General features: G+C 60.9%; 20 protein-coding genes. 3 read left to right on the forward strand and 17 right to left on the reverse strand.

Going from position 1 to position 21,773, the window contains the following annotated elements; translation table 11 throughout:
• Window positions 1–86 precede the first annotated feature (86 nt).
• Window positions 87–986 carry an AraC family transcriptional regulator gene (locus J5J09_RS08215; RefSeq protein WP_208549168.1) on the reverse strand — a complete coding sequence of 300 codons (900 nt, stop codon included), beginning with the start codon at window positions 984–986 and terminating at the stop codon, window positions 87–89.
• On the opposite strand from J5J09_RS08215, the gene J5J09_RS08220 reads away from it, so the two are divergent.
• A complete protein-coding gene (locus J5J09_RS08220; RefSeq protein ID WP_208549169.1) occupies window positions 985–1,392 on the forward strand; it encodes a DUF2000 family protein in 408 nt (135 codons plus the stop codon). The two genes, J5J09_RS08215 and J5J09_RS08220, sit on opposite strands and share 2 nt — an antisense overlap.
• Here J5J09_RS08220 and J5J09_RS08225 read toward each other — a convergent pair.
• The 9 genes from J5J09_RS08225 to J5J09_RS08265 all read right to left on the reverse strand — a co-directional run bounded on the left by J5J09_RS08225 (window position 1,364) and on the right by J5J09_RS08265 (window position 9,647).
• The gene (locus tag J5J09_RS08225) at window positions 1,364–1,696 is read right to left on the reverse strand and encodes a hypothetical protein (RefSeq protein WP_208549170.1); all 333 of its coding nucleotides are present in this window, start codon (window positions 1,694–1,696) and stop codon (window positions 1,364–1,366) included. The two genes, J5J09_RS08220 and J5J09_RS08225, sit on opposite strands and share 29 nt — an antisense overlap.
• A complete protein-coding gene (locus tag J5J09_RS08230) occupies window positions 1,697–2,707 on the reverse strand; it encodes a DUF2891 domain-containing protein (RefSeq protein WP_208549171.1) in 1,011 nt (336 codons plus the stop codon).
• Window positions 2,691–3,680, reverse strand: coding sequence for a small ribosomal subunit Rsm22 family protein (locus J5J09_RS08235; protein ID WP_208549172.1), 990 nt, complete (start codon window positions 3,678–3,680; stop codon window positions 2,691–2,693). The genes J5J09_RS08230 and J5J09_RS08235 overlap by 17 nt, the downstream gene beginning before the upstream one ends.
• Window positions 3,681–3,684: 4 nt before the next feature.
• A complete protein-coding gene (locus J5J09_RS08240) occupies window positions 3,685–4,164 on the reverse strand; it encodes a GNAT family N-acetyltransferase (protein WP_208549173.1) in 480 nt (159 codons plus the stop codon).
• Window position 4,165: 1 nt separating this feature from the next.
• A complete protein-coding gene (gene rnd / locus J5J09_RS08245) occupies window positions 4,166–5,311 on the reverse strand; it encodes a ribonuclease D (RefSeq protein WP_208549174.1) in 1,146 nt (381 codons plus the stop codon).
• A 159-nt stretch (window positions 5,312–5,470) separates the two neighbouring features.
• Window positions 5,471–6,874 (reverse strand): multicopper oxidase family protein, encoded by a 1,404-nt coding sequence (locus J5J09_RS08250; RefSeq protein WP_208549175.1) that lies wholly within the window; start codon window positions 6,872–6,874, stop codon window positions 5,471–5,473.
• A gap of 100 nt (window positions 6,875–6,974) precedes the next feature.
• Window positions 6,975–8,216 carry an MFS transporter gene (locus J5J09_RS08255; RefSeq protein ID WP_208549176.1) on the reverse strand — a complete coding sequence of 414 codons (1,242 nt, stop codon included), beginning with the start codon at window positions 8,214–8,216 and terminating at the stop codon, window positions 6,975–6,977.
• A 150-nt stretch (window positions 8,217–8,366) separates the two neighbouring features.
• A complete protein-coding gene (locus J5J09_RS08260; RefSeq protein ID WP_208549177.1) occupies window positions 8,367–9,215 on the reverse strand; it encodes a hypothetical protein in 849 nt (282 codons plus the stop codon).
• A 3-nt stretch (window positions 9,216–9,218) separates the two neighbouring features.
• Window positions 9,219–9,647, reverse strand: coding sequence for an ABA4-like family protein (locus tag J5J09_RS08265; RefSeq protein WP_208549178.1), 429 nt, complete (start codon window positions 9,645–9,647; stop codon window positions 9,219–9,221).
• Window positions 9,648–9,746: 99 nt separating this feature from the next.
• On the opposite strand from J5J09_RS08265, the gene J5J09_RS08270 reads away from it, so the two are divergent.
• A complete protein-coding gene (locus tag J5J09_RS08270; protein ID WP_208549179.1) occupies window positions 9,747–10,349 on the forward strand; it encodes a TetR/AcrR family transcriptional regulator in 603 nt (200 codons plus the stop codon).
• A gap of 310 nt (window positions 10,350–10,659) precedes the next feature.
• Here the strand turns inward: J5J09_RS08270 and J5J09_RS08275 are convergent, their stop codons facing one another.
• The 7 genes from J5J09_RS08275 to J5J09_RS08300 all read right to left on the reverse strand — a co-directional run bounded on the left by J5J09_RS08275 (window position 10,660) and on the right by J5J09_RS08300 (window position 19,319).
• A complete protein-coding gene (locus J5J09_RS08275) occupies window positions 10,660–11,058 on the reverse strand; it encodes a hypothetical protein (RefSeq protein WP_208549180.1) in 399 nt (132 codons plus the stop codon).
• A gap of 205 nt (window positions 11,059–11,263) precedes the next feature.
• Window positions 11,264–11,719: a cupin domain-containing protein gene (locus J5J09_RS08280; protein ID WP_208549181.1), complete on the reverse strand. Its 456-nt coding sequence runs from the start codon at window positions 11,717–11,719 to the stop codon at window positions 11,264–11,266.
• A 2-nt stretch (window positions 11,720–11,721) separates the two neighbouring features.
• Entirely contained in the window at window positions 11,722–12,327 is a 606-nt protein-coding gene (locus J5J09_RS08285; RefSeq protein WP_348646428.1) for a TetR/AcrR family transcriptional regulator, read from the reverse strand.
• A gap of 262 nt (window positions 12,328–12,589) precedes the next feature.
• Window positions 12,590–14,719 (reverse strand): calcium-binding protein, encoded by a 2,130-nt coding sequence (locus tag J5J09_RS08290; RefSeq protein ID WP_208549182.1) that lies wholly within the window; start codon window positions 14,717–14,719, stop codon window positions 12,590–12,592.
• Window positions 14,720–14,792: 73 nt separating this feature from the next.
• Complete coding sequence (locus tag J5J09_RS08295) at window positions 14,793–15,713, reverse strand: calcium-binding protein (RefSeq protein ID WP_246745938.1); 921 nt, start codon at window positions 15,711–15,713, stop codon at window positions 14,793–14,795.
• A 152-nt stretch (window positions 15,714–15,865) separates the two neighbouring features.
• Window positions 15,866–16,915: a hypothetical protein gene (locus tag J5J09_RS22840; protein ID WP_246745808.1), complete on the reverse strand. Its 1,050-nt coding sequence runs from the start codon at window positions 16,913–16,915 to the stop codon at window positions 15,866–15,868.
• Between the two features lie 286 nt (window positions 16,916–17,201).
• Window positions 17,202–19,319 carry a calcium-binding protein gene (locus J5J09_RS08300; RefSeq protein ID WP_208549184.1) on the reverse strand — a complete coding sequence of 706 codons (2,118 nt, stop codon included), beginning with the start codon at window positions 19,317–19,319 and terminating at the stop codon, window positions 17,202–17,204.
• 604 nt (window positions 19,320–19,923) lie between these two features.
• On the opposite strand from J5J09_RS08300, the gene aspS reads away from it, so the two are divergent.
• Complete coding sequence (aspS, locus tag J5J09_RS08305; RefSeq protein WP_208549185.1) at window positions 19,924–21,714, forward strand: aspartate--tRNA ligase; 1,791 nt, start codon at window positions 19,924–19,926, stop codon at window positions 21,712–21,714.
• The last annotated feature ends 59 nt before the right edge of the window (window positions 21,715–21,773 follow it).

Raw genomic sequence — 21,773 nt, forward strand, 5'->3', positions numbered from 1 at the left:
TCATGGAAAAGGGATTGGGACGAGGCATGCATAAGCACGCCCCGTGTCACGTCCGTTGCTGTTCGATGAAGTTTCGGTGACTGTCCTCAGGTCGATGAAAGCGCCTGCCAGCGGCCTGGCGTGATGCCGTAGGCGCGCCGGAAATGCCGCGTGAAATGCGCCTGGTCGGCAAAGCCCGCAGCGTAGGCGGCGTCCGCAAGTCCCAAGCCGTCCCGTACGAAGCGCCGGGCGGTGTCGAGTCGCCGCATCACCAGATAACGGTGCGGGCTGGTGCCGAAGGCGCGGCGGAACTGCCGGGCGATGGTGTAGCGGTCGAGACCGGCTATCTCTTCAAGTTCTTGGGAAGGAACATCGCGGACGACGTTGCTGGCCAGATGCTCGCGGCACGCGATCATTGCAGCGGACACTCCGCGCTGGACCCTTGAACCCGGATCGTCGCTATGGCGACGCAACCCGTCGGCGATCGTCGCCAAGATTCCATCGACAGCAAGCTCAGATGGCTCCTCGTCGAGAGACGCGAGCGCTCCTCCGAGTTGTCCGCGGAAGACCGCGTCACTGACGACAGGATCGGCAACGAAAGGCAGCACGCCGCAATGCCCCAGGGCATCGGCAATCTTTTCCGGCGCCACGTATATCATCCGGTAGACGAGGCCGCTTTCCGTGCCGGCGGCTCCGTCGTGCAGTTCGTCGGGGTGAAGCACGATGATGTTGCCGGGCAGGCTGGCTCGGCGCGAACCGCGATAGCTGAAGGTTTGGACGCCCGACAGCGTGACGCCAATGCCATAGGTGTCGTGTCGGTGGGGTGAAAACCCGTCGCCGCGGAACGCGGCCTCGATGTGTTCGAGCCCCGACAGACCGCCCAGCAACCGCAAACGGTCGCCCGTCACGTCGCTGCACGATCGTTCAAGACCCTTCGAAGGCGCTTTGGCTATAGCCGCGTCCGGGCCGGTTTCGCCCACATAGCCACGAAGGGAATTGTCGCTCATGTTCGATACCAAGATCGTCGTCGTCCTCAGGGAAGACCTGGCCAGCTGGCAGAAGCTCAACGTGACCGCGTTTCTGATAAGCGGCATAGTCGCGCAAGCGCCGTCGGTGATCGGCGAACTTTATCGCGACGCGGTGGGCAACGTCTACAATCCCATGGCCGGACAACCGATCGTCATCCTCTCCGCCGATCAGGAGGTCTTACGCACTATTCACCGACGCTCGCTCGAACGCGAGGTCACCAGTTCGCTTTACATCGAGGAGATGTTTTCGACCGGCCATGATGTCGCGAACCGAGCGGTGTTTGCGGAATTTGGGCCTCAAGACGCCAAGGTCGTCGGCATTGCTCTGCGAACCGACAAGAAGATCGCCGACAAGATCACGAAGGGTGCCAGGCTTCACGCATGAAATCGGTGGCCAGTTCGATGCCGACGGGAGCCAGAACGATAACGGCACCGAACGGCGTCGAAACTCCTGCCAGCAGGAAAGCTGCGACGCTCGCGGCAAGATAGGTTGCCCAGAGCCACCGCTGCCGTGTCCTCAGACCCGCTACACTGACGGCGAGATTCGCCAGCGCCAAGGAAACGGCGATCGCGAATGCCGGCGCCGCCTCAACGAGGTCGCGCTGGCGCAGATCGCTGGTCAGCAGGGCGAGCGCGGCTATGCCAAGTACGAAGACCAGCAGCTTTTTCGAGGAGATCACTCCCGACAATTATGCCTCCAGCGCCAGAACGGCGAAACTCGCCAGCCAGTGTTCACCCATGTAATCGCCGGCGATGTGGGGCAGGGCGGCGTCAAGGTGTCGTTCCGCGGTCGACATCATCGCCGCAGTTCGCGGATCGCCATCGGGCAGGGCGGTTGCCAGGGACCGTAAGCACCAGGCCCGGCTGAGGTTCAGCCCGTCCAGATGCGCGATCTTGCCGTCGGAACGATCGGAGACATTTACGGGCGTGAAGATTGTCCGGGGCCGTTCTTGGTGAAGATCAGGCAGAAATCGATCGAACCAGGGCCGAAAGGCATCGGGCGTGAGTAGCCGCCGCATGCATTCCGCCTCAATCAGCGTCGATGACAGGAAGTCGTCGCCGGATGGCTCTCCCCAGGCCAGACAGTCTGTGTCTGGCCCGTACCAGCGCACGGCCGTCTCCCGCAGAAGCGCGAGCAGGTCCGCGTCCTCGATCGCTTCCGCGTAATCGGCCGCGAGTCGCAGGGCGAATGCCGTGTTGAAATGCGTGCCGACACGAACCGGATACGTGGCGATTGGCAGGAAGTCTCGGAAGCGCTCGACAAACATTGCGGAGAGTGGCGATAGGGCATCAAACCATCTTTGGTCGCGACAGCTAACTAGTTCGGCAGACAGTTTTAGCAGCCAGCCCCAGCCATAGGGGCGTTCGAACCCTCGTGCGGTCGGCGCAGCGAGATAGCGGCATTCGGCGTCGATCTTATTAGGCACGAGATGGTCATCGAACAGGCGTTTGATATCGTCGGCGGACGGCAATCCCGGAAAGCGGTTCAAAAGACGCGCCAGCATCCAGTAGCCATGCACGCAGGAATGCCAGTCGTAGCTTCCGTAAAACACGGGATGAAGATCGCGGGGCGTGCGCGCATCCGCGTCCGACGAGAGCGCGTGGCCGGGCTTGTTGGGATATTCCCGCGTCACATGGGAAAGCGCGATACGCGCGAACCGTTCCGCTGTTTCGGCATCAAGTTCATGGCGCGTCGCCATCGGCTGCCTCCATGTCAAGCGCGTCACCCCAGTCGGCCCGTCTTGCATGCCGGAACAGGTCGCCGTCGCGCCGGCTGACGGTTACATCCGATGCCGTGCCATCGGCCCGGCAAAGCTTCACGCGCGCTACGCCACTCGCGAGCTTCGGCGGCGCCAGCACACGCGCCGCCGGCAACTGCGCCGGCTGACGGGAGGCGGCGATGAAAATGTATTTTTCGTCCTCCCACGGCACCTCGCCACGCTTGGCCAGTCGATGGACACGCGATCGCGCCACCCGGCGCGAGAAATGGCACCAGTCCGGCGAGACGATGGGACAGTCCATCTGGTGAGGGCAAGGGGCTACCAGATTTGCGCCGAGGGTCAGCAGCGCCTGCCGGGCTGCCAGTATACGCTTCCATCCCGCCGGCGTACCCGGTTCGACAACGATGATAGTATGGCCCGTCAGCCTCCAAAGTCTCTCCACGACATCGTGGAGACTGCGCTCCGGCAGTTCGTCCAGCACGTAGCAAAGTGTCACGAGATCGGCCGGCGCAAGTGCCGGTGGCTTGAGAGTAATGTCGCCCTCGAGCCAGTGACAGTCGACGGAAGATGCTAAAGACAGCTTTTGCCCGACAGAGCGGATCGCCGCGCTCGCCTCGACCATGGAGGCGCTTTGCAATGTGGACCAGCAATCGGCAGAAGCCCAGAGCGCCGTTCCCGGTCCGGCGCCGAAATCGGTAAGGCTGACGGGCAGAAAATCTGGCGAAGCGTCCGCTACCATCTCCATCGCAGCCCGAACGGCGGCAAAGGTCGCCGGAAGCCGCGTGGCCAGATAGGCCTTGGCGGCCAGTCCGTCATCGATATGGAAACGTCCGTCGCGCACCTCGCGCCTGTAGCGATCGGAAAGCCGTTCGCCGGCGCGGGCGAGTTTCTCGATCGGCTCACCCTCAAGCATTCTATCTACGGCCTGTCGGAGCGGGGCGGGAAGTTCCACGGCTTTATCCCGCGCGCGCAGCGGCCCATTCGGGTCGCAGGATCGACATCATGATGAGATTGCGCCGGGTGTCGTCCGGCAGCAGCGCTGCTTCGCGCTTGACGCCTTCGATGCTGAAACCGCATTTGCGATACAGTTGCACAGCCGAGGCGTTTCCGTCGATCGCGTGAAGCCAGAAACGGTGCGCAGACGTGTTTTCGAACGTCCAGTCGATGATAGCGGGCAGGATTTGTGATCCGAGACCTTTGCCTGTTTCCACCACGGCCAGCCGCTTCAGGCAGACATTCCCATCGCGACCGCCAAGTTCGTTCAGGATTGCAAAACCGCACTCGGGAGCGATGAGATAGGCCCAGCTGGGATCTACCAGGAGCCGTTGATGCTCCGCTTCATCGAAGCGGCGGACAACCTTGTCATATCCCGGAAGCCGTTCCGTCCGCATGATGAAAGGAATGTCGTGCGCGGTCGCGGCGCGGAGACCAGGCACGCTAGAGTTCCACCGCCTCGATGCGCTTGCCTGCGAAGCGCAGCGCAATGCCGCCGCCGATCAGCTTCAATGCCGCCTCGCCAAACAATTCGCGGCGCCAGCCATGCATGGCCGGCACGTTTGCCTGTTCACCCTCAACCGCAATCTTGTCGAGATCGTCGCTGTTAGCGATCATCTTGGCGGCGACACCGTGCTTTTCGGAGATCAGGCGCAACAGGACCTTGAGTAGCTCCACGGCCGAGGCGGCGCCATCGGGCGTGTGGCTGTGCCGAGGTACTTGCGGCATGTCGGCCTTGGGAAGCGCCAGCGCCGCATTCACGGCTTCTACGATCGCAGATCCGGCCGACGAACGCTCCCAACCCTTCGGAATGGTCCTGAGCCGACCGAGCGCTTCCGTATCCTTCGGCTGCTGCTGTGCGATTTCGAAGATCGCATCGTCCTTCAGCACGCGCGAGCGCGGTACGTTGCGCGAACGGGCCTCGCGCTCCCGCCATGCAGCGACGAATTTCATCACCGCCAGTTCCTGCGGCTTGCGCAAACGCATCTTGAGCCGCTGCCACGCATCATCGGGATGCATGTCGTAGGTCTCTCGCGATTCCAGGATCGCCATTTCCTCGACCAGCCAGCTGGCACGGTCTTCGCGCTCCAGCTCTTCCTTGAGCTTGAGGTAGACGTCGCGCAGGTGTGTGACATCAGCCAGCGCGTAGTCCAGTTGCTTTTCCGACAACGGCCGGCGGCTCCAGTCGGTGAAGCGCGATGACTTGTCGATGTGCACACCCTTCACTTTCTGTACGAGCTGGTCGTAGGAAACGCTGTCGCCGAAACCGCAGACCATGGCGGCCACCTGCGTGTCGAAGATCGGATGCGGAATGAGATTGCCGAGATGGAAGACGATTTCGATGTCCTGCCGCGCGGCGTGGAACACCTTCACCACCGAACCGTCGGCCATCAACTCGAAAAACGGCTGGAGGTCGATACCCTTGGCGAGCGGGTCGACGATCACTTCGAGGTCGGGGCTGGCCATCTGGATGAGACAAAGCTCCGGCCAGAAGGTCGTTTCCCGAAGGAATTCGGTATCGATCGTGATGAAATCGGATTTGGCAAGGATCTGGCAGGCTTCCGCCAGAGCGTCAGTTGTTTCGATCATTTCGGCTCGACTAGGTGGAAAAGACGTATCGTCCTTCCTTTCCCTTTAGGCCCGACATGTCAATACAAAGCACCTGCAACGATGCTGCCCCATGTCCCAGCAGAGATATTTCTGACGTTCTTGTTGTTGTCGTGCGTCAGTGACCGTTGCCACGGTGGACTAGATCACTCTGACATAACTCGTCATGCCCGTCTTCTGGTGTTCGATGATATGGCAATGCAGCACCCAGTCGCCGGGATTGTCAGCGACCAGAGCAAGCTGAACCTTCTCGTCAGGCAAAACCAGATAGGTATCGCTCGGCAGCTTCGTCACCACCTGCTTCGATGAGGAGACCGGCACAAAGTTCATGCCGTGCAGATGGATCGGATGGGCATGCGGGGTGACGTTCTCGAGGTTGATGAGATAGGTCCGGCCGAGTTTCATCTCCGCCAAGGGCGCCGTCGGATCGTCGGTGTCGCCGGGCCAGGGCTTCTTGTTGATTGCCCAGAACGAATATCCAAGCGTGCCACAGATGGACTCGACCGACGCCTGTTCTGCCGTGGCGCTGAGAACGAGAGGTATCTCGGTCGCCGAGCCGAGATCGTACTCGACCGGCGCGTTCGGCGAGAGTGGAGGGACATCCTCAAGTGTCCGTGTCAGCGAAGCGCCGGTCGCTCGGAAGCGCGCCACGATCTTAGGGGTTGACGGGCGCACGTCGACAAGTTGCGCGACGCTTCCTTCGCTTGCGGGCATTCGGACCACCAGATCGAGCCGCTGTCCGGGTGACAAGGTTGCCATACCGAGTGCAGCGGGTGAGGGGAGAGGCTGACCATCCAGCGCCACGATGACGGCGTCTGCGCCTTCCAGTCTCAGATTGTAAAGCCGCGTAACGTCGGAGGCGACCAGCCTCAGCCGGACGAGCCCTCCCGTGGGAGCATCGTAGCTTGGCTCTATCGTCCAGTTGGCGGTCCTGACAGTGCCGAAGGTTCCCGACTTGGCGGCGTCACGCGCCTTGAACTGTTCAATGAACTGGCCGTCACCTCCGAGCCGCCAGTCTCGCAGGTTGAGAGCGATTTCCGCGTCGAAAACCGGATCGGCAGCATCCTCGACGATCAGCATCCCTGTAAGTCCGCGACCCATTTGCGTCAGCGTGTTGCAGTGCGGGTGATACCAGAACGTTCCGGCGTCCGGCGCGCTGAATGTGTAGTCGAAGCTGTCACCGGGGTAGACGTAGGGCTGTGTCAGAAAGGGGACGCCATCGACGGCGTTCGGAATCCGCAGGCCATGCCAGTGAATCGTCGTCGGCTCGTCGAGACGGTTGACCAGACGGGCGGAAAAGGGTTCGCCACGCTTGATCCGGAGCGTCGGTGGCATCAGATCCGCAGAAAGGCTCGATGAGCGGTAGGTCATGGCCTTTTGTGTGGCATTGGGTGCCATGATCGGCACATCGGCGAACGTTGTCTCGATGATAACCGGCTCGGATGCGGCACGTGCGGTGCCACGAACACCTGACAGGCCGAAGCCGACGCCATAGGCACCGACAGCGGCGGCCCCACCTGTCAATAAGGTACGTCGTGTTAGCATGGCGACGGGCTCCGCGCGAAGAATTGGCTTTCCCTGGCCATAAACCTGACGACCGAGGTCATCAATATCCAACTGTCGCGCATCTTGCCGCAGGTTCGATCTATTCCGCGCCGTCACGACCCTTGCCGCTGCCGGCGAGCTTGGCGAAGAATGTCGATGTCCTGAGCAACGAACGGAACCGCATCCGGCGCTCCGAGGTGGGGACCCCCTCGCGAACGTTCATCCGGAGGATCGTGTAGGCCATGAAGCCGCCGAGCACGACGATCATATAGATGAACAGAGCATGCGGTCCGAAAATGTCCATCATCACGGAGGCGAAGAGCGGGCCGATGATGGCGCCGATCGACCAGAAGAACAGAGTGCCCGCCGACACCAGTGCATGTTGTCCCGGCGCCGCATGGTCGTTGGCGTGGGCGGAGCACAGCGAATAAAGGGGCATGGCGAACGCGCCGAAGGCGAAGATGCCGATATAGTTCAGCCAGATGTTCTCACCCGCGCCGAAGGCGATGAAAAGCCCCGCCAGGAAGGACCCGAGGGTCGCCGCGAGGATGATCAGGCGCCGATCCAGTTTGTCGGAATAGTGCCCCAGGGGATACTGAAGCACGACGCCCGCGAAAATGCCGACACTCATGAATGTCGCGATGGACGTGACGGACATGCCGATGCCGTCGGCATAGATTGGGCCGAGGGAGCGGAAGCTGGAATTGGTGAAGCCGACGACCATGCACCCGACCGTGGCCAGCGGCGAGACTTTCCACAACACCCGCAGATCGAAGCGCACGTGTTCGGGAGCCGCCGGACTGGATTTGTCGGTGAGCGAGATTGGCACCAGCGATAGCGTCAGCGCCATGGAGATGATGACGAAAAGCTCGAAGCCGCCGATGCCGACCGCCGGAATGACGTACTGCGCCAGCGTCACCGCTCCCAGATCGACGAACCGGTAGAGTGACAGCGTCCGCGCGCGCGTCGCATTGGTCACCTTGGCGTTCAGCCAGCTTTCCACCACGGCGAAGAGACCGGCGAAGCAGATGCCCTGCACCAGCCGCATGGCAAACCACGACGTTGGATCGATGAAAAGCAGCATCAGGATCGAACCGGCCGAGGCTATGGCGGCCAGCGCCGAGAAGGTCCGGATATGGCCGATCGCCCGGATGATCCGGGTGACGTAGATGCAACCAATGGCAAAACCGATGTTATAGCCGGTCCCCACCACGCCGATCATCGAGGGCGAAAACCCTTCCTGAAGCGCGCGCAACGAGATGAACGTCGCCTGCAGACCGTTGCCGCCGATCAGGATGCCGGCGGTGACGAGCAGTGGAACGAGCGGGCGTATGGACGACATCGTGTCTCGGCGACTGGCTGGACCACGGAATCGTTCCGTGTGGTCCAGCCGTTTTACCGATCATCTCTGGTTGAATACAGGGGGGCGTATCGATGGACCCATCACAAAATGCGATTGGATCAGAATTGGGTGGCACCGGACCTTAACCCGTCAGAGAAACGGCTGCCCGTCGATGGCCTGAAAAAACGTCAGCGCGACGACGACGACGCTGGCAATCGCGCCGGCAACAATTCCCGGCCTTGCCATCGCGGGGGCGGTTCGATCGAGGAACAGTCCCAGAATGGGCAGGGCCTGCATGATATGCGTGGCGAAGAAGTGCGGCACCCTCAGGTCGCCGCCGGTACGCGACCATCCGAACAGGAAAAGCCCGCCCGCATCGCTTCGGACACCGCCAACCCAATGGCCTGGTCCGTCGATCTGGCCGCTGCCGAGCGTGAAGGCGGTGACAAGCGTCAACACGCTGCCGAGTATGAGGCCCCAGCCGCCTCCCAGTCTTAGGCCTGTTCCTGTTCCGGGCGCGGGTCGAAGCAGGAGATAAAGCCCGACAACCAAGCTCGATAGGACGAGAAAAGCCGCGCCGAAGCCCATGAGACTGTAGGCGAGCCGTTCCGCATCCGTGTCGAAGTTGAAGTGCGACGCCCGCCCGCGCGCGGCCTGAAATGTTATGTAAACGATTTCCCCGGTGGACGTCACTGCCGCGGTCAACGCCGCTGCGAGAAGGCCTCGACCGTGTCGGGCTGTCGCGTCGATCCCCGGCAGCAGGAGCAATAGTGTTGCAAGCATCACGACCAGCGAAGCCTGGAACTTGAGCGGTTTTACCCACACGCTGATGTCGTTTAACAGCCGCTCGTCCAACAAGAAGGCTAAGATGCTGGGGAAGGCAAGCGCCAGCTGGAAGCCGATGGCAACGGTCAGAATGTGTTCCGGCGTCGAGGATCTGCCTGGGGGGGCGCTGGCTGACTGCGCCAGAGATTGGGGTCCATCAATAAAGAGCGTCATGGGTCAGGTCCTCTGACGCGCGAGCACCATCTCGGTGACGCGGGTGATGTAGAACAGGAGAAGTCCGATCGGCCCGAACATGAATGTGCCGATCAGCATTGGAACCTGGAGCAGCCGGTTGTAGCCGCGCCGGTCGGCTTCGACCGCGATCCAGGTTCCGATGAACAGATCGAACGCCAGATAGTGCACCCATCCCGCGACCAGGCCGCCGTCGCTTAGAAACAGCGCCCTCACTTCGGCGATGGAGCCGAAACCGCCACCCTCGATCCGAAAGAAGTAGACGAAGATGAGCACCGCATAGGTGAGGCTGAGCGCGCCGATCAGGCCGAAGCGGAGCCCCGCGATCAGCATCGGCCACCGGGGCAAAAGGATCAGGGCGACCCAACCGATCATGGCTGCGGTGCTTGCGAGGGAAAAGAGAGTTTCGAACATCGCATCCTCATCTTGACGGTGACAAGATAAAGATGAGGCAAAACTTGGCAATGTCAAGATCGCTTTTGACAGCGGCCTGCAGGCGGATTAAGAAGACCCATGACCCGGCGGAAGGCGTATCATCACGGAGACCTCAGGAAGGCGCTTGTGGAAGCCGGCCTGTCGATGATCGAGGAGCTGGGATCCGAAGGCCTGTCACTACGCAAGATCGCCGCGCGCGTCGGCGTTTCGCACGCGGCGCCAGAGCACCATTTCTCGACTTTGCGCCATCTGCTGACGGCGCTGGCCGCCGAAGGGTTTCGCGGCTTTCGGCAGTCGATGTTGACGGCGATGCAGGCTTCGCCCGGCGGGCCAGCCGAGCAACTGCGCGCCGCCTTGGAGGGATACCTCGCCTTCGCCCGGTTGCAGCCCCACCTGTTCAGGCTTATGTTCGACAAGACCCGGCTCGACTGGGAGGATCCTGTCCTCGGCGAGGCGGGGCAGGCTGCCCGTGACGTGCTGAGCGACATCTGCCGCCCGGCGGTGGTCCGCCTCGGACTGGACACGCCGGCCGGCCGGCTTTCGGTCGAGCATCTTGTCTGGTCATATGCGCACGGCTATGCGCATCTCTTTATCGACAAGAAGATCGAAAGCGATAGCGAAAGGATCGGAGTCCCCGTAACAACGCCGCTGGACCTAGCGAGGCTGCTTGTGCCGGATTGACCATCGTATTGCATGGAACAAATGCTCCTGACAGGTCGACAAGGTCGTGGTCCGATCCGCTTCCGCCGATGACGCGATCGTTTCCGCGCCTGATGGTGTCACAGCCTGCGCCGCTATCGTACCGATCAGGATGCCGGCGGTGCTAAACGGGAGTATGAGCGAAAGGACGGATGACAGTATATCGGGAAATAGTGGAATGCGGCACGAGTCCGAACCTCCTCCGCGCGCGGCGGTAATTCGAGAGGTCAAGCGCGGAAAAAAGTGTAGGACTGTGTGCCTTTGAACTCAACGCGAAACGCAACAAAGTCGTTTACGTCTCGTGAACGACCACAACGACAGGGATAGCGTCGAAATGAAGACGGATGCAGCCGCGCGCTGGTCTGTGGATACGTACCGGACCCTTCTTTTCTTCTAGCCGACGCATGAGCAGCGCCAGCCGGGTTTCAAGATTGTCTTTGAATTCCGGTAGTTGCAGGCTTTTGGCTCGGCGTAGTTCGCGGTTGAGGAACTCGCGGCGACCGGTGCTGAGTAGTTCGTCCGCGAAATATTTGAGTAGCCGGCCACCCACGCCACGGATCACATACACATCATTGATGAAGATAGATCCGTCGCGCGGATAGAAACGCAGGTGGACCCGCCGGGCAGGCTGGTGGACGAGAGGCGGCAGTTGGAGAGGCGCGGCGTCGGCCCAGTCGTTGCGATCCGCCATGGCGATCGAAAACGAAAGGTCAAATCTTCTTCCTATTGTCGAATGACAGCCTCTGTCCCACTGTACGGCAAATGAAATGCCGCCCATGGCCGGGCAGGACGGTTGCGGTGTCTTGTCCGACGGTGACCCGAATGCGGGGCCGGGGCCAAAGAGATAGTTTTTGGCGATCATGGGGCCTCACTCGCATTTCCCGATCGGCGCCCGTTCAGCCGAGCATCGATATGCCGTGGCGGGCGCAGGCTTCTTGCACTTGCGCGATTTCGGCGGCGCTCGGTGGACCATATTCGGGCTCCTCGACGCGGCCGAGATCTTTGAAGAACTGTTTCATCGCGGTATCGACGATCACCAGCATTTCCGCCGGCCTGCCTCCCGTGTTGACATAATTGTGCGGTTCGCCTGAGCCGATGGTGACGACGCTGCCCGGGCCGGCGACGATGTGGCGCGGCGGCAGAGTGTCGAAGAGGCCGAAGGTGATCTCGCCGTCGAGAACGCGGAAAATCTCGGCGGAGTCATGCATATGCGGAGGTGTTCCGGAACCCGGCGGCACCATCACTTCAAGAACTGAGAGGTTTTTTCCTTCGACATCGCCCATGAAACGGACCTTGTCGCGGACGACCCACAGGGTCTCCGCGCTATCCGGGCTTACGAAAGTTGCAGACATGTTCATTTCTCCTTGATGGGCGTTTCGCCCCTTGCGGTATTGATGAGGGTTTCAATTGCCCAGGACGCGGCTTCTCCCGCCTTTTGACCATCGATGCCGGCATAATCCTTGAGCGTCTCCCAGGCGCTGGCGCTGTAGAGGAGGTGGACTAGCGCTTCAATTTTCGCGGCGTCTTCCGCGCTTGCGCCTTCAATCCGATCCTTGAGGCAGTCATGGAAGGCTGCACGACGCGCGTCAACCGAGCGGAGCCGCATTGCTTGCCCAGCAGGCGTGTGCAAACTAGCGCGGATGATGCCCTCATGTTTGTCGAAGGCCGGGAAGGTGGTCTTCGGCCCGGATGCTAATTCCTCAAGCGAGGATGGCCGGGCCTGCGCCTCTAGCTGGTCGTTGATGTGGACCCATAGCTCGTCGAGTAGCGCGTCCTTGTTTGAGAAGTGACGGAACACCGTCCGCCGTTCAACGCCTGCAGTCTTGGCGATGTCATCCATCGAGAAATCGGCATGTGGGCTCCGCTCCAACAGATTCATCGTCGCATTGAGGATTTTTTCGCGGGTCTCGGTGGTCTGCTGTTCGCGAAGGGGGCTCGTATATTTGCGGGTCTGTGACACTGCCGACTCCTAACGACGTAAATTAATGTCACTGCACGTATCATCAATTCATCATGTGTGTCAATTGGTGTTTCGGCGAGCCGAGAATTTTCCAGGTTCCTTTCGCGGTCGCCCCCGCGCTTATGCGAACATCGGATTAATGGCGTGCGAGGGCGCACGGCGAACGGTGCCGTCTATGCACGCCCCGGACAGGTGTGCATCTGTCCGGGGCGCATTGGTCGAGGGTTCGCGGGGGAGAGTATGAACCTCGACCAAATCGGTGTCAGAACAGAAAGTCTCCGGCATCGAGGTTCTTGATGGAGACGTGTTCGAGGGTGATGGAGTGACCCGAGGTGATGTCGATCACGACACTGCTTCCGACCTGATGCATGTGGTTTGCCTTGAGGTCGGAATAGCTTGTGATGGCGGAGACGGCCGAGAGGTCGAGGATGTCGTGGTCCGATCCGGTGGCATCGAAGTCGGTGATCCTGTCCTTGCCCTCGCTGTTGCGGAAGACGAAGCGGTCTGTGCCGGTTCCGCCGGAGAGCTTGTCGTTGCCGCTTTGGCCGTAGAGCGTGTCGTTTCCGGCCCCGCCGCTGATCTTGTCGTTTCCGGCTCCGCCCGACAGCTTGTTGTTTCCGCTGTTGCCGGTGATGGTGTTGGCGAGCGCATTGCCGGTGGCGCTGATATTGGCTGAGCCGGAAAGCGAGATGTGCTCGACATTGCCGAGCTTGGCGATGGAGTAGGAGACGGTGGAGATGATCTTGTCGGTTCCCTGGCCGTTGCTTTCCTTGATGACGTCGGCGGTGGTGTCGACATAATAGGTGTCGTTGCCGGTCCCGCCGGCCATGGTGTCGGCTCCCTTGCCGCCGTTCAGCGTATCGTTGCCGGCGCCGCCGTTGAGAACGTCCTTGCCGTCGAGGCCGTAAAGCCTGTTGTCGTTACCATTGCCGGTGATAACATTGTCCAACGCATTGCCGGTGCCGTCGATCTTCCCGCTGCCGGTAAGGGATAGACGCTCGACCGAACCTTTGCCGGTGAGGTTGAAGCTTATCGAGCTTTTCACGGTGTCAGTGCCCTGTCCGACCATCTCGCGAATGACATCACCGGCCGAATTGATGACATAGGTATCATTGCCGTAGCCACCGATCAGGGTGTCGTCGCCGCCGCGACCGTCCAGCACGTCGTTGCCGCCATAGCCGACAATCGTCTCATCCCAATCGGTACCGCGCAGGCTCTCGCTCTGGCCGCTACCGCGAATATCCGGTGCAAAATGGCGCTGATAGATCCCATAGGACGAGCCGTCTTGCCCGAACGACACCCACGATACGACCCAGCTTCCGTCCGATAGAGCGGAGAGGACGGGCGAATACTGGGCGTTCGCTGTGGTGACGCTGATAAGCGTCTCCGAGCCGACCGCACGTCCCTCGGCATCGTATCGCTGCATATAAACGTCGTTGCTCGCATCGTCGCTCGGCTTGTTCTGCCAGGCGACCACCCAGCCGCCATCGGCAAGGGCCACGGCGCTGGAGTTGAACTGGTCGCCGGCAATCGTCGAGTTGACCGTGAGTTGCGCTCCGTCGGTGCTCCCGTCGGCGGCGTAACGCTGCTGATAGACATTGTAGCCTTCGGTGCCGTCGTCGGATGTCCAGGTGACGAGCCAGCCTCCGTCTCCAAGCGCGATGGTGGTGGGAATGAACTGCGTCCGTTCCGTTCCGATATTGATGCGGGTTTCGGTTCCGATGTGCTCGCCGTCGGATCCGAAACGCTGTTGAAACACGTCGTAGGAGGTGTCTCCCGCGCCGACCCAGCTGACGACCCAGCCACCATCCGCAAGACCGGTCACGGTCGGCGAATACTGGTGACCTGCACGGGTGGTGTTGGCGATCGTCTCGCCGCCGACCTTGTTGCCCGAGGCGTCGTACCTCTGCATCGAAACGCCCGAGGACGAGCCGTCGACCTCCGGGCTCTCCCAGGCGACAATCCACCCGCCATCCGCGAGGGTCGCGACCACCGGCGTACGCTGGTCACCGGTGCCGAACTCGTTGACCAGGGTTTCCGTGCCGACCTTCCGGCCGTCTGCGTCAAAGCGCTGCTGGTAGACCTCGCCAAAGTTCTGCGCGTCGCGGCCGGCCCAGGTGACGATCCAGCCGCCGTCGTCCAGCGCGAAGACGCTGGTTTCCTGCTGGCTGCCGATGGTCGAGGTGTTGATCAGCGTTTCCCCACCGATCGGCTGACCATTGGCGCCGTAGTGTTGCTGGTAAGTCCCGTAGCTCGAGCCGTCCTGGCTCTCGGAGGACCATGTTACGATCCAGCCACCATCGGCGAGGCCGGTGACGGCCGGCCAGGTCTGCGCGCCCGAGGTGAATGTGTTGACGCGTGTTTCCGCGCTGCCGGTTGCAAGCGTGGTCATGATTTTGCTCCTTATCCCTTTTCAAATCGCAGGCCGTAGCCGGTACGGTTCCGGATTCCGCTTTGCATTGGGTTCAAAAAATGAAGTCTCCGGCATCGAGGTTCTTGATGGAGATGTGTTCGAGGGTGATGGAATGACCCGAGGTGATGTCGATCACGACATTGCTTCCGACCTGATGCATGTGGTTTGCCTTGAGGTCGGAATAGCTGGTGATGGCGGAGACGGCCGAGAGGTCGAGGATGTCGTGGTCCGATCCGATGGCATCGAAGTCGGTGATCTTGTCCTTGCCCTCGCTGTTGCGGAAGACGAAGCGGTCTGTGCCGGTTCCGCCTGTAAGGATGTCGTTTCCGCTTTGGCCGTAGAGCGTGTCGTTTCCGGCCCCGCCACTGATCTTGTCGTTTCCGGCTCCGCCCGACAGCTTGTTGTTTCCGCTGTTGCCGGTGATGGTGTTGGCGAGCGCATTTCCGGTGGCGCTGATATTGGCTGAGCCGGAAAGCGAGATGTGCTCGACATTGCCGAGCTTGGCGATGGAGTAGGAGGCGGTGGAGATGACCTTGTCGGTTCCCTGTCCGCTCGCCTCCTGGATCACGTCGCGGGAGGAATCGACATAGTAGGTGTCGTTTCCGGTTCCCCCAGCCATGGTGTCGTTACCGGTACCGCCGATCAGCTTGTCGTTGCCGCCGCCGCTCTTGAGGACGTCGTTTCCGGCGCCGCCGTTGAGGGTGTTTGCCGCATTATTCCCGGTGATCGTATTGGCAAGAGCGTTGCCGGTGCCGTTGATGGCCGACGACCCTGTCAGGACAAGGTTCTCCGTCGCGCCCGCATTGGCTAGGCTGTAGCTGATCGTCGAACGAACCGTATCCGTGCCCTGATTGGCGTATTCGAGAACCTTGTCGCCACTGCTGTTGACGTAATAGGTATCGTTCCCCGTTCCGCCATAAATTGTGTCATTGCCGCTGCCGCCGGACAGCGTGTCGTTGCCGGCGTAGCCCATAATCTTTTCGTCCCAGTTCGTTCCGCGCAGCGTCTCGCTTTGGGCGCTGCCAAGGATGTCCGGAGCAAAATGACGTTGGACGATATCGTAGTCGCCCGTGCCTCCAGTGTCGGAGCTCCAGGTGACGACCCAGCTTCCGTCGGACAATGCCGTTACCACCGGAAGTTCCTGAGCATTGGCGTGAACGGCGTTGACCTTCTCTTCTGAGCCGACGGTTCGTCCGAAAGCATCGTAGCGTTGTTGGTAGATGTCGATGCCGTCATCGTTGGCATTAGCGGTGGATTGCCACACAACCACCCATCCGCCGTCGCTTGTTGCCGCCACCTGGGCGTAACGTTGCAAGCCGGGGCAGACATGTTCACCCGGGTTTCGCCGCCTTCTTCGAGGCCGGCCTCAGTGTAGCGTTGGAAATAGACGTCGGTTCCGCCGTGAACTGGGTCGGTGGAGTGCCAGGTAACAATCCATCCGCCGTCTGCCAGCGCCGTCACTGCAGCGGCGGATTGGTTGTCGTCTGTGGTGCTGTTGACCTGTATTTCGTCGCCGACGCGCTGGCCTGAAGCATTGTAGCGTTGTTGGTATACGCCGCTGCTGTCGCCGTCCTGACTAAAAGATTCCCAGGCAATGACCCACCCCCCGTCGGCGAGCCCGGTTACCGCCGGAAACGCCTGAGTGCCGGCATGGTAGCTGTTGACGATGTTGATCGAGCCGATTTTACCGCCGTTGGCGTCAAAGCGCTGTTGGAAGACTTCCTGTCCGTTCGACCCACCTTGACCGAACCAGGTTACAATCCATCCACCATCGGCCAGTCCGGCGACCACCGAGTAATCCTGATCGGATGAGCCGTTGGAGACGAGCGTCTCCGTACCAACTGGGTGACCGTTTGCGTCATAGCGTTGCTGGCGTATCTCGTGCCATGTTCCGTAGTGGGTAAACGTGACAACCCAACCGCCGTCGTTCAATGCGGCGACAGACGCGTCTTCCTGGAAGCTCGACGTGGTGCTGTTGACGATCTGTTCGGCGCCGCGGGCATTGCCCCTGGCGTCGTAGCGCTGTTGATGAATGCCAAAGCCGCTGTCGTCCCAACCCATCCACGTTGTGACCCAGCCACCATCGGAGAGAGCGGTCATCTTTGGAAGGTACTGGGCGCGATCGGTATCCGTATTGACGAGTGTTTCGTCGCCCGCTGTTGAAAATGTCGACATCAATCCCTCCAAAAGATCTCCGGCCCATTCGGCCTTGCCGCGCCAATTACGATTCATATTTATGAGACTTATGTCTCATTAAATGTTCCCCTACATGCAGGGCGTGATAAGGTCAATGCGTTCGTGAGACGTAAGTCTCAAAAAAAGATATGCGGCGAACTCGAAGCGACCCTGGCTTCATCGCGCAGCAGGGTGATTTCCTTGCGCCCCGAACAGGTGTGCATCTGTCCGGGGCGCATTGGTCGAGGGTTCGCGGGGGAGAGTATGAACCTCGACCAAATCGGTCTCAGAACAGGAAGTCTCCCGCATTGAGGTTCTTGATGGAGACGTGTTCGAGGGTGATGGAGTGACCCGAGGTGATGTCGATCACGACATTGCTTCCGACCTGATGCATGTGGTTTGCCTTGAGGTCGGAATAGCTTGTGATGGCGGAGACGGCCGAGAGGTCGAGGATGTCGTGGTCCGATCCGATGGCATCGAAGTCGGTGATCCTGTCCTTGCCCTCGCTGTTGCGGAAGACGAAGCGGTCTGTGCCGGTTCCGCCGGAGAGCTTGTCGTTGCCGCTTTGGCCGTAGAGCGTGTCGTTTCCGGCCCCGCCGCTGATCTTGTCGTTTCCGGCTCCGCCCGACAGCTTGTTGTTTCCGCTGTTGCCGGTGATGGTGTTGGCGAGCGCATTTCCGGTGGCGCTGATATTGGCCGAACCGGAAAGCGAGATGTTCTCGACATTGCCGAGCTTGGCGATGGAGTAGGAGACAGTGGAGATGACCTTGTCGGAACCCTGTCCGCTAGCCTCCTGGATCACGTCGCGGGAGGAATCGACATAGTAGGTGTCGTTTCCGGTTCCCCCAGCCATGGTGTCGTTACCGGTTCCGCCGATCAGCTTGTCGTTGCCGCCGCCGCCCTTGAGGACGTCGTTTCCGGCGCCGCCGTTGAGGGTGTTTGCCGCATTATTCCCGGTGATCGTATTGGCAAGAGCGTTGCCGGTGCCGTTGATGGCGGAACTGCCGGTCAGCGTCAGATTCTCCACCGAGCCAAGGGCTGCCAGGCTGAAGCTGATAGAGGAATGGACCTTGTCGACGCCCTGATTGGCCAGTTCCTGGACGCGGTCACCGCTGTTGTCGACGATATACAGATCGTTGCCGGCGCCACCGATCAAAGTGTCGGCACCTGCGCCGCCATTCAACTGGTCGTTGCCGCCGTGACCGATGATAGTTTCGTCCCATGCCGATCCCGTCAGCACGTTGCTAAGGCCGTCGCCTTCGATATCAGGCGCGAAATGGCGTTGCTGGAGTTGGTAGCTTCCGTTGGCTTGATGGGTGATCCACGTCACGATCCACGTGCCGTCCGCCAGCGTCGTAGTTGAGCCCCGTACCATTTGACTGACGCCTGGCTGGCTCAGCACGGAGGTTTCTGTTCCCACTTTCTGACCGTCAGCGCCGAACCGCTGCTGGAAATGTCCAGGCACACCGTCGCTATCCTGGCCAGCCCATACTACGATCCAGCCTCCGTCCGGCAGGGCGCATACCGAGGATGTGATGTATCCTGACGACGCGCTGTTGGCGAGAACCTCCTCGCCAACGGCCTCGCCATGACGGTCGTAGCGCTGGAAATATATGCCGTCCGGTGTTTCATCATTGGCATTCAATCCCCATGACACGACCCATCCGCCGTCGCTGAGTGCAGTGACCGACGGTTCGCCGAAAGATCCGTTGGAGCCAGCGGTGATATTGATTTCTCCGCCGGATGCTCGCCCGCTGCTATCGAAACGCTGCTGATAGATGTCCAGCGACATGCCGGCATGCTTATAGGTCACAACCCAGCCACCATCGGGCAAAGCGGTGATCGTCGGAGCGTATTGGGCGCCGGCTGTGGTTGTGTTGACGCGGCTCTCGGTGCCAACGGCATGACCGGAGGCATCGAAACGTTGCATCGCAATATCGATACCATCGCCGTCGGGCTGGCCGTAGGAGTGCCACAGCACGACCCATCCGCCATCCGCCAGGGCCGTGACCTCGGGGGAATACTGCTCGTCGGCCGTGAACGTGTTTATTTGTGCTGCCGAGCCGATGGCGACGCCGTCCGCCGAAAAGCGCTGCTGGTAGATTTCGGAGGTCTGGTCGTCCAGCGAAGCGCTCCAGGTCAGCACCCAGCCGCCGTCGCTAAGCGTCGTGGCCTTCGCGCCCTCGATATATTCGAAATGGCCGGCGGAAACGGTGACGCGCTCTCCAACGGGTGCGCCTCCAGCAGCGAAGCGCTGTTGATAGAGCGCGGTCGTGTCCTCACCTTCGACCGTCCATGACGTGATCCAGCCTCCGTCTTGGAGGGCGGTTGTCGAGGTGTGCCACAACATGGCGGTGCTGGAATCAACAATGAGGAGGTCGCTTGCGGTGGCATTCGATGACATTTCTTTCTCCAGTCCTGACCGTCCTGCGGGCTCGACCCGGGCGGCCTTTCGATCCAATCCTTCACCACGCCCTCTCGGCACGGCTCCGCCATCCCGCCGCCAAGAGGCGGAGAGGTGTATTGTTCTCAATCGTCCCGAGGTCGCCGTTCGTCAGGGGGCGCAAGCACCGCCTCCGCGCGCGGCGCGAAGGTTCCGGTCCCTGTCTCGGGTTGTCTCGTTCGGTCGCAGGCGGCGATACTGCCGACCGGCGGGCGCACCGCCATCAGCCGCGACGGCGCTCCTGTAGTCGCTGCACGTCATGGTGGCTTCCTAAATCTTCACTAAACACGTCTCGGATTTGCCGACCTGCTCATTTGTGAGACTTAAGTCTCATTTTGTGGCAGCTTCTATCGCTGGGAAAATCATTCGTCAACATCATATGAGACAATTGTCTCGTTAGGTTGCGGCGAGGTGCCGCCCGCGAGGCCGGTTGGGGAGGCAGGGCGGTCGGGCGAGGTCTTCAGGATTGACAAACGGGACGCACCATGCGTTTGTCCGCGCGATTTAAAGTCTGAGAATCCGTGCCCTTGCCGGATCACCATCAAGAAATATGCAGGATAAAACCATGCACCGTTACCGCAGCCACACCTGCGCCGCCCTTCGCAAGTCCGATGTCGGCTCCACCGTCCGCCTGTCCGGCTGGGTTCACCGCGTTCGCGACCATGGCGGCGTGTTGTTCATCGATCTTCGGGACCACTACGGCATCACGCAGGTGGTCGCTGATCCGGACAGCCCGGCCTTCAAGACGGCTGAAGCCGTACGTGGCGAATGGGTCATTCGCATCGATGGTCTGGTGAAGGCGCGTTCTGAAGACACGGTCAACAAGAACATGGCGACCGGCGAGATTGAACTCTATGCTCAGGAGATCGAGGTTCTCTCGGCCGCCAAGGAATTGCCTCTGCCGGTCTTCGGTGAGCCCGATTATCCGGAAGACGTGCGCCTCAAGTACCGCTTCCTCGACCTGCGTCGTGAGACGCTCCACCGGAACATCGTCAAGCGCACGCAGATCATCGCCGCGATGCGCTCCGGCATGGCCGATGCCGGCTTTGCGGAATATTCCACGCCGATCCTGACGGCATCTTCTCCGGAAGGCGCGCGCGACTTCCTCGTGCCCTCGCGTATCCATCAGGGCAAGTTCTTCGCCCTGCCGCAGGCCCCGCAACAGTACAAGCAGCTCTTGATGGTTGCCGGCTTCGACCGTTATTTCCAGATCGCGCCGTGCTTCCGCGACGAGGACCCGCGCGCCGACCGTCTTCCCGGCGAATTCTACCAGCTCGACGTCGAGATGAGCTTCGTTACCCAGGAAGACGTCTGGAACACGATGGAGCCGATGATGACGGCGGTGTTCGAGAAGTTCGCCGACGGCAAGCCGGTTACCAAGGAATGGCCGCGCATTCCCTACGACGTCGCGATCCGCAAGTACGGCTCCGACAAGCCGGATCTGCGCAACCCGATCGTCATGGAAGGTGTGACCGAGCACTTTCGCGACTCGGGCTTCAAGGTCTTCGCCGGAATGATTGCAGCGAACCCGAAAGTCGAGATCTGGGCGATCCCCGCCAAGACCGGCGGTTCGCGCGCGTTCTGCGACCGTATGAACGCATGGGCCCAGCAGCAGGGCCAGCCCGGCCTCGGCTACATCTTCTGGAAGGAAGAAGAGGGCAAGGTCGGCGGCTCCGGTCCGCTCGCCAAGAATATCGGCGAGGAGCGTACGGAGGCGATCCGCCAGCAACTCGGGCTGGACGCGGGCGATGCTTGCTTCTTCGTCGCTGGCGAACCCTCTAAGTTCTACAAGTTCGCGGGCGAAGCCCGCACGCGCGCCGGCGAGGAACTGAACCTCGTTGACCGCGACCGCTTTGAAATGTGCTGGATCGTCGACTTCCCGTTCTACGAATGGAGCGAGGAAGAGAAGAAGATCGATTTCGCTCACAACCCCTTCTCTATGCCGCAGGGCGGCCTTGAAGCGTTGACGACTGAAGATCCGCTGAGCCTCAAGGCCTATCAGTACGACGCGGTGTGCAACGGCTTCGAGATCGCCTCGGGCTCGATCCGTAACCAATCGCCGGAACTGATGGTGAAGGCGTTCGAAAAGGTCGGTCTGTCGCAGGCCGATGTCGAGGAGCGCTTCGGAGGCATGTATCGTGCCTTCCAGTACGGCGCACCTCCGCACGGCGGTTGCGCCTTCGGCATCGACCGCGTGGTCATGCTGCTGGTCGGCGCCAAGAACCTGCGTGAAATCTCGCTGTTCCCGATGAACCAGCAGGCCCAGGACCTCCTGATGAACGCGCCTTCGGAAGCGACGCCGACACAGCTGCGCGAACTGGCGCTGCGGGTAATCCCGCCGCAGAAGAAGGACTGACACGTCCTGCTGTGAAGCATTCGAAAAGCCCTGCAAAGCATCTGCTTCGCGGGGCTTTT

The organism is Ciceribacter sp. L1K22 (assembly GCF_017599385.1).
Taxonomy (GTDB): Bacteria; Pseudomonadota; Alphaproteobacteria; order Rhizobiales; family Rhizobiaceae; genus Allorhizobium.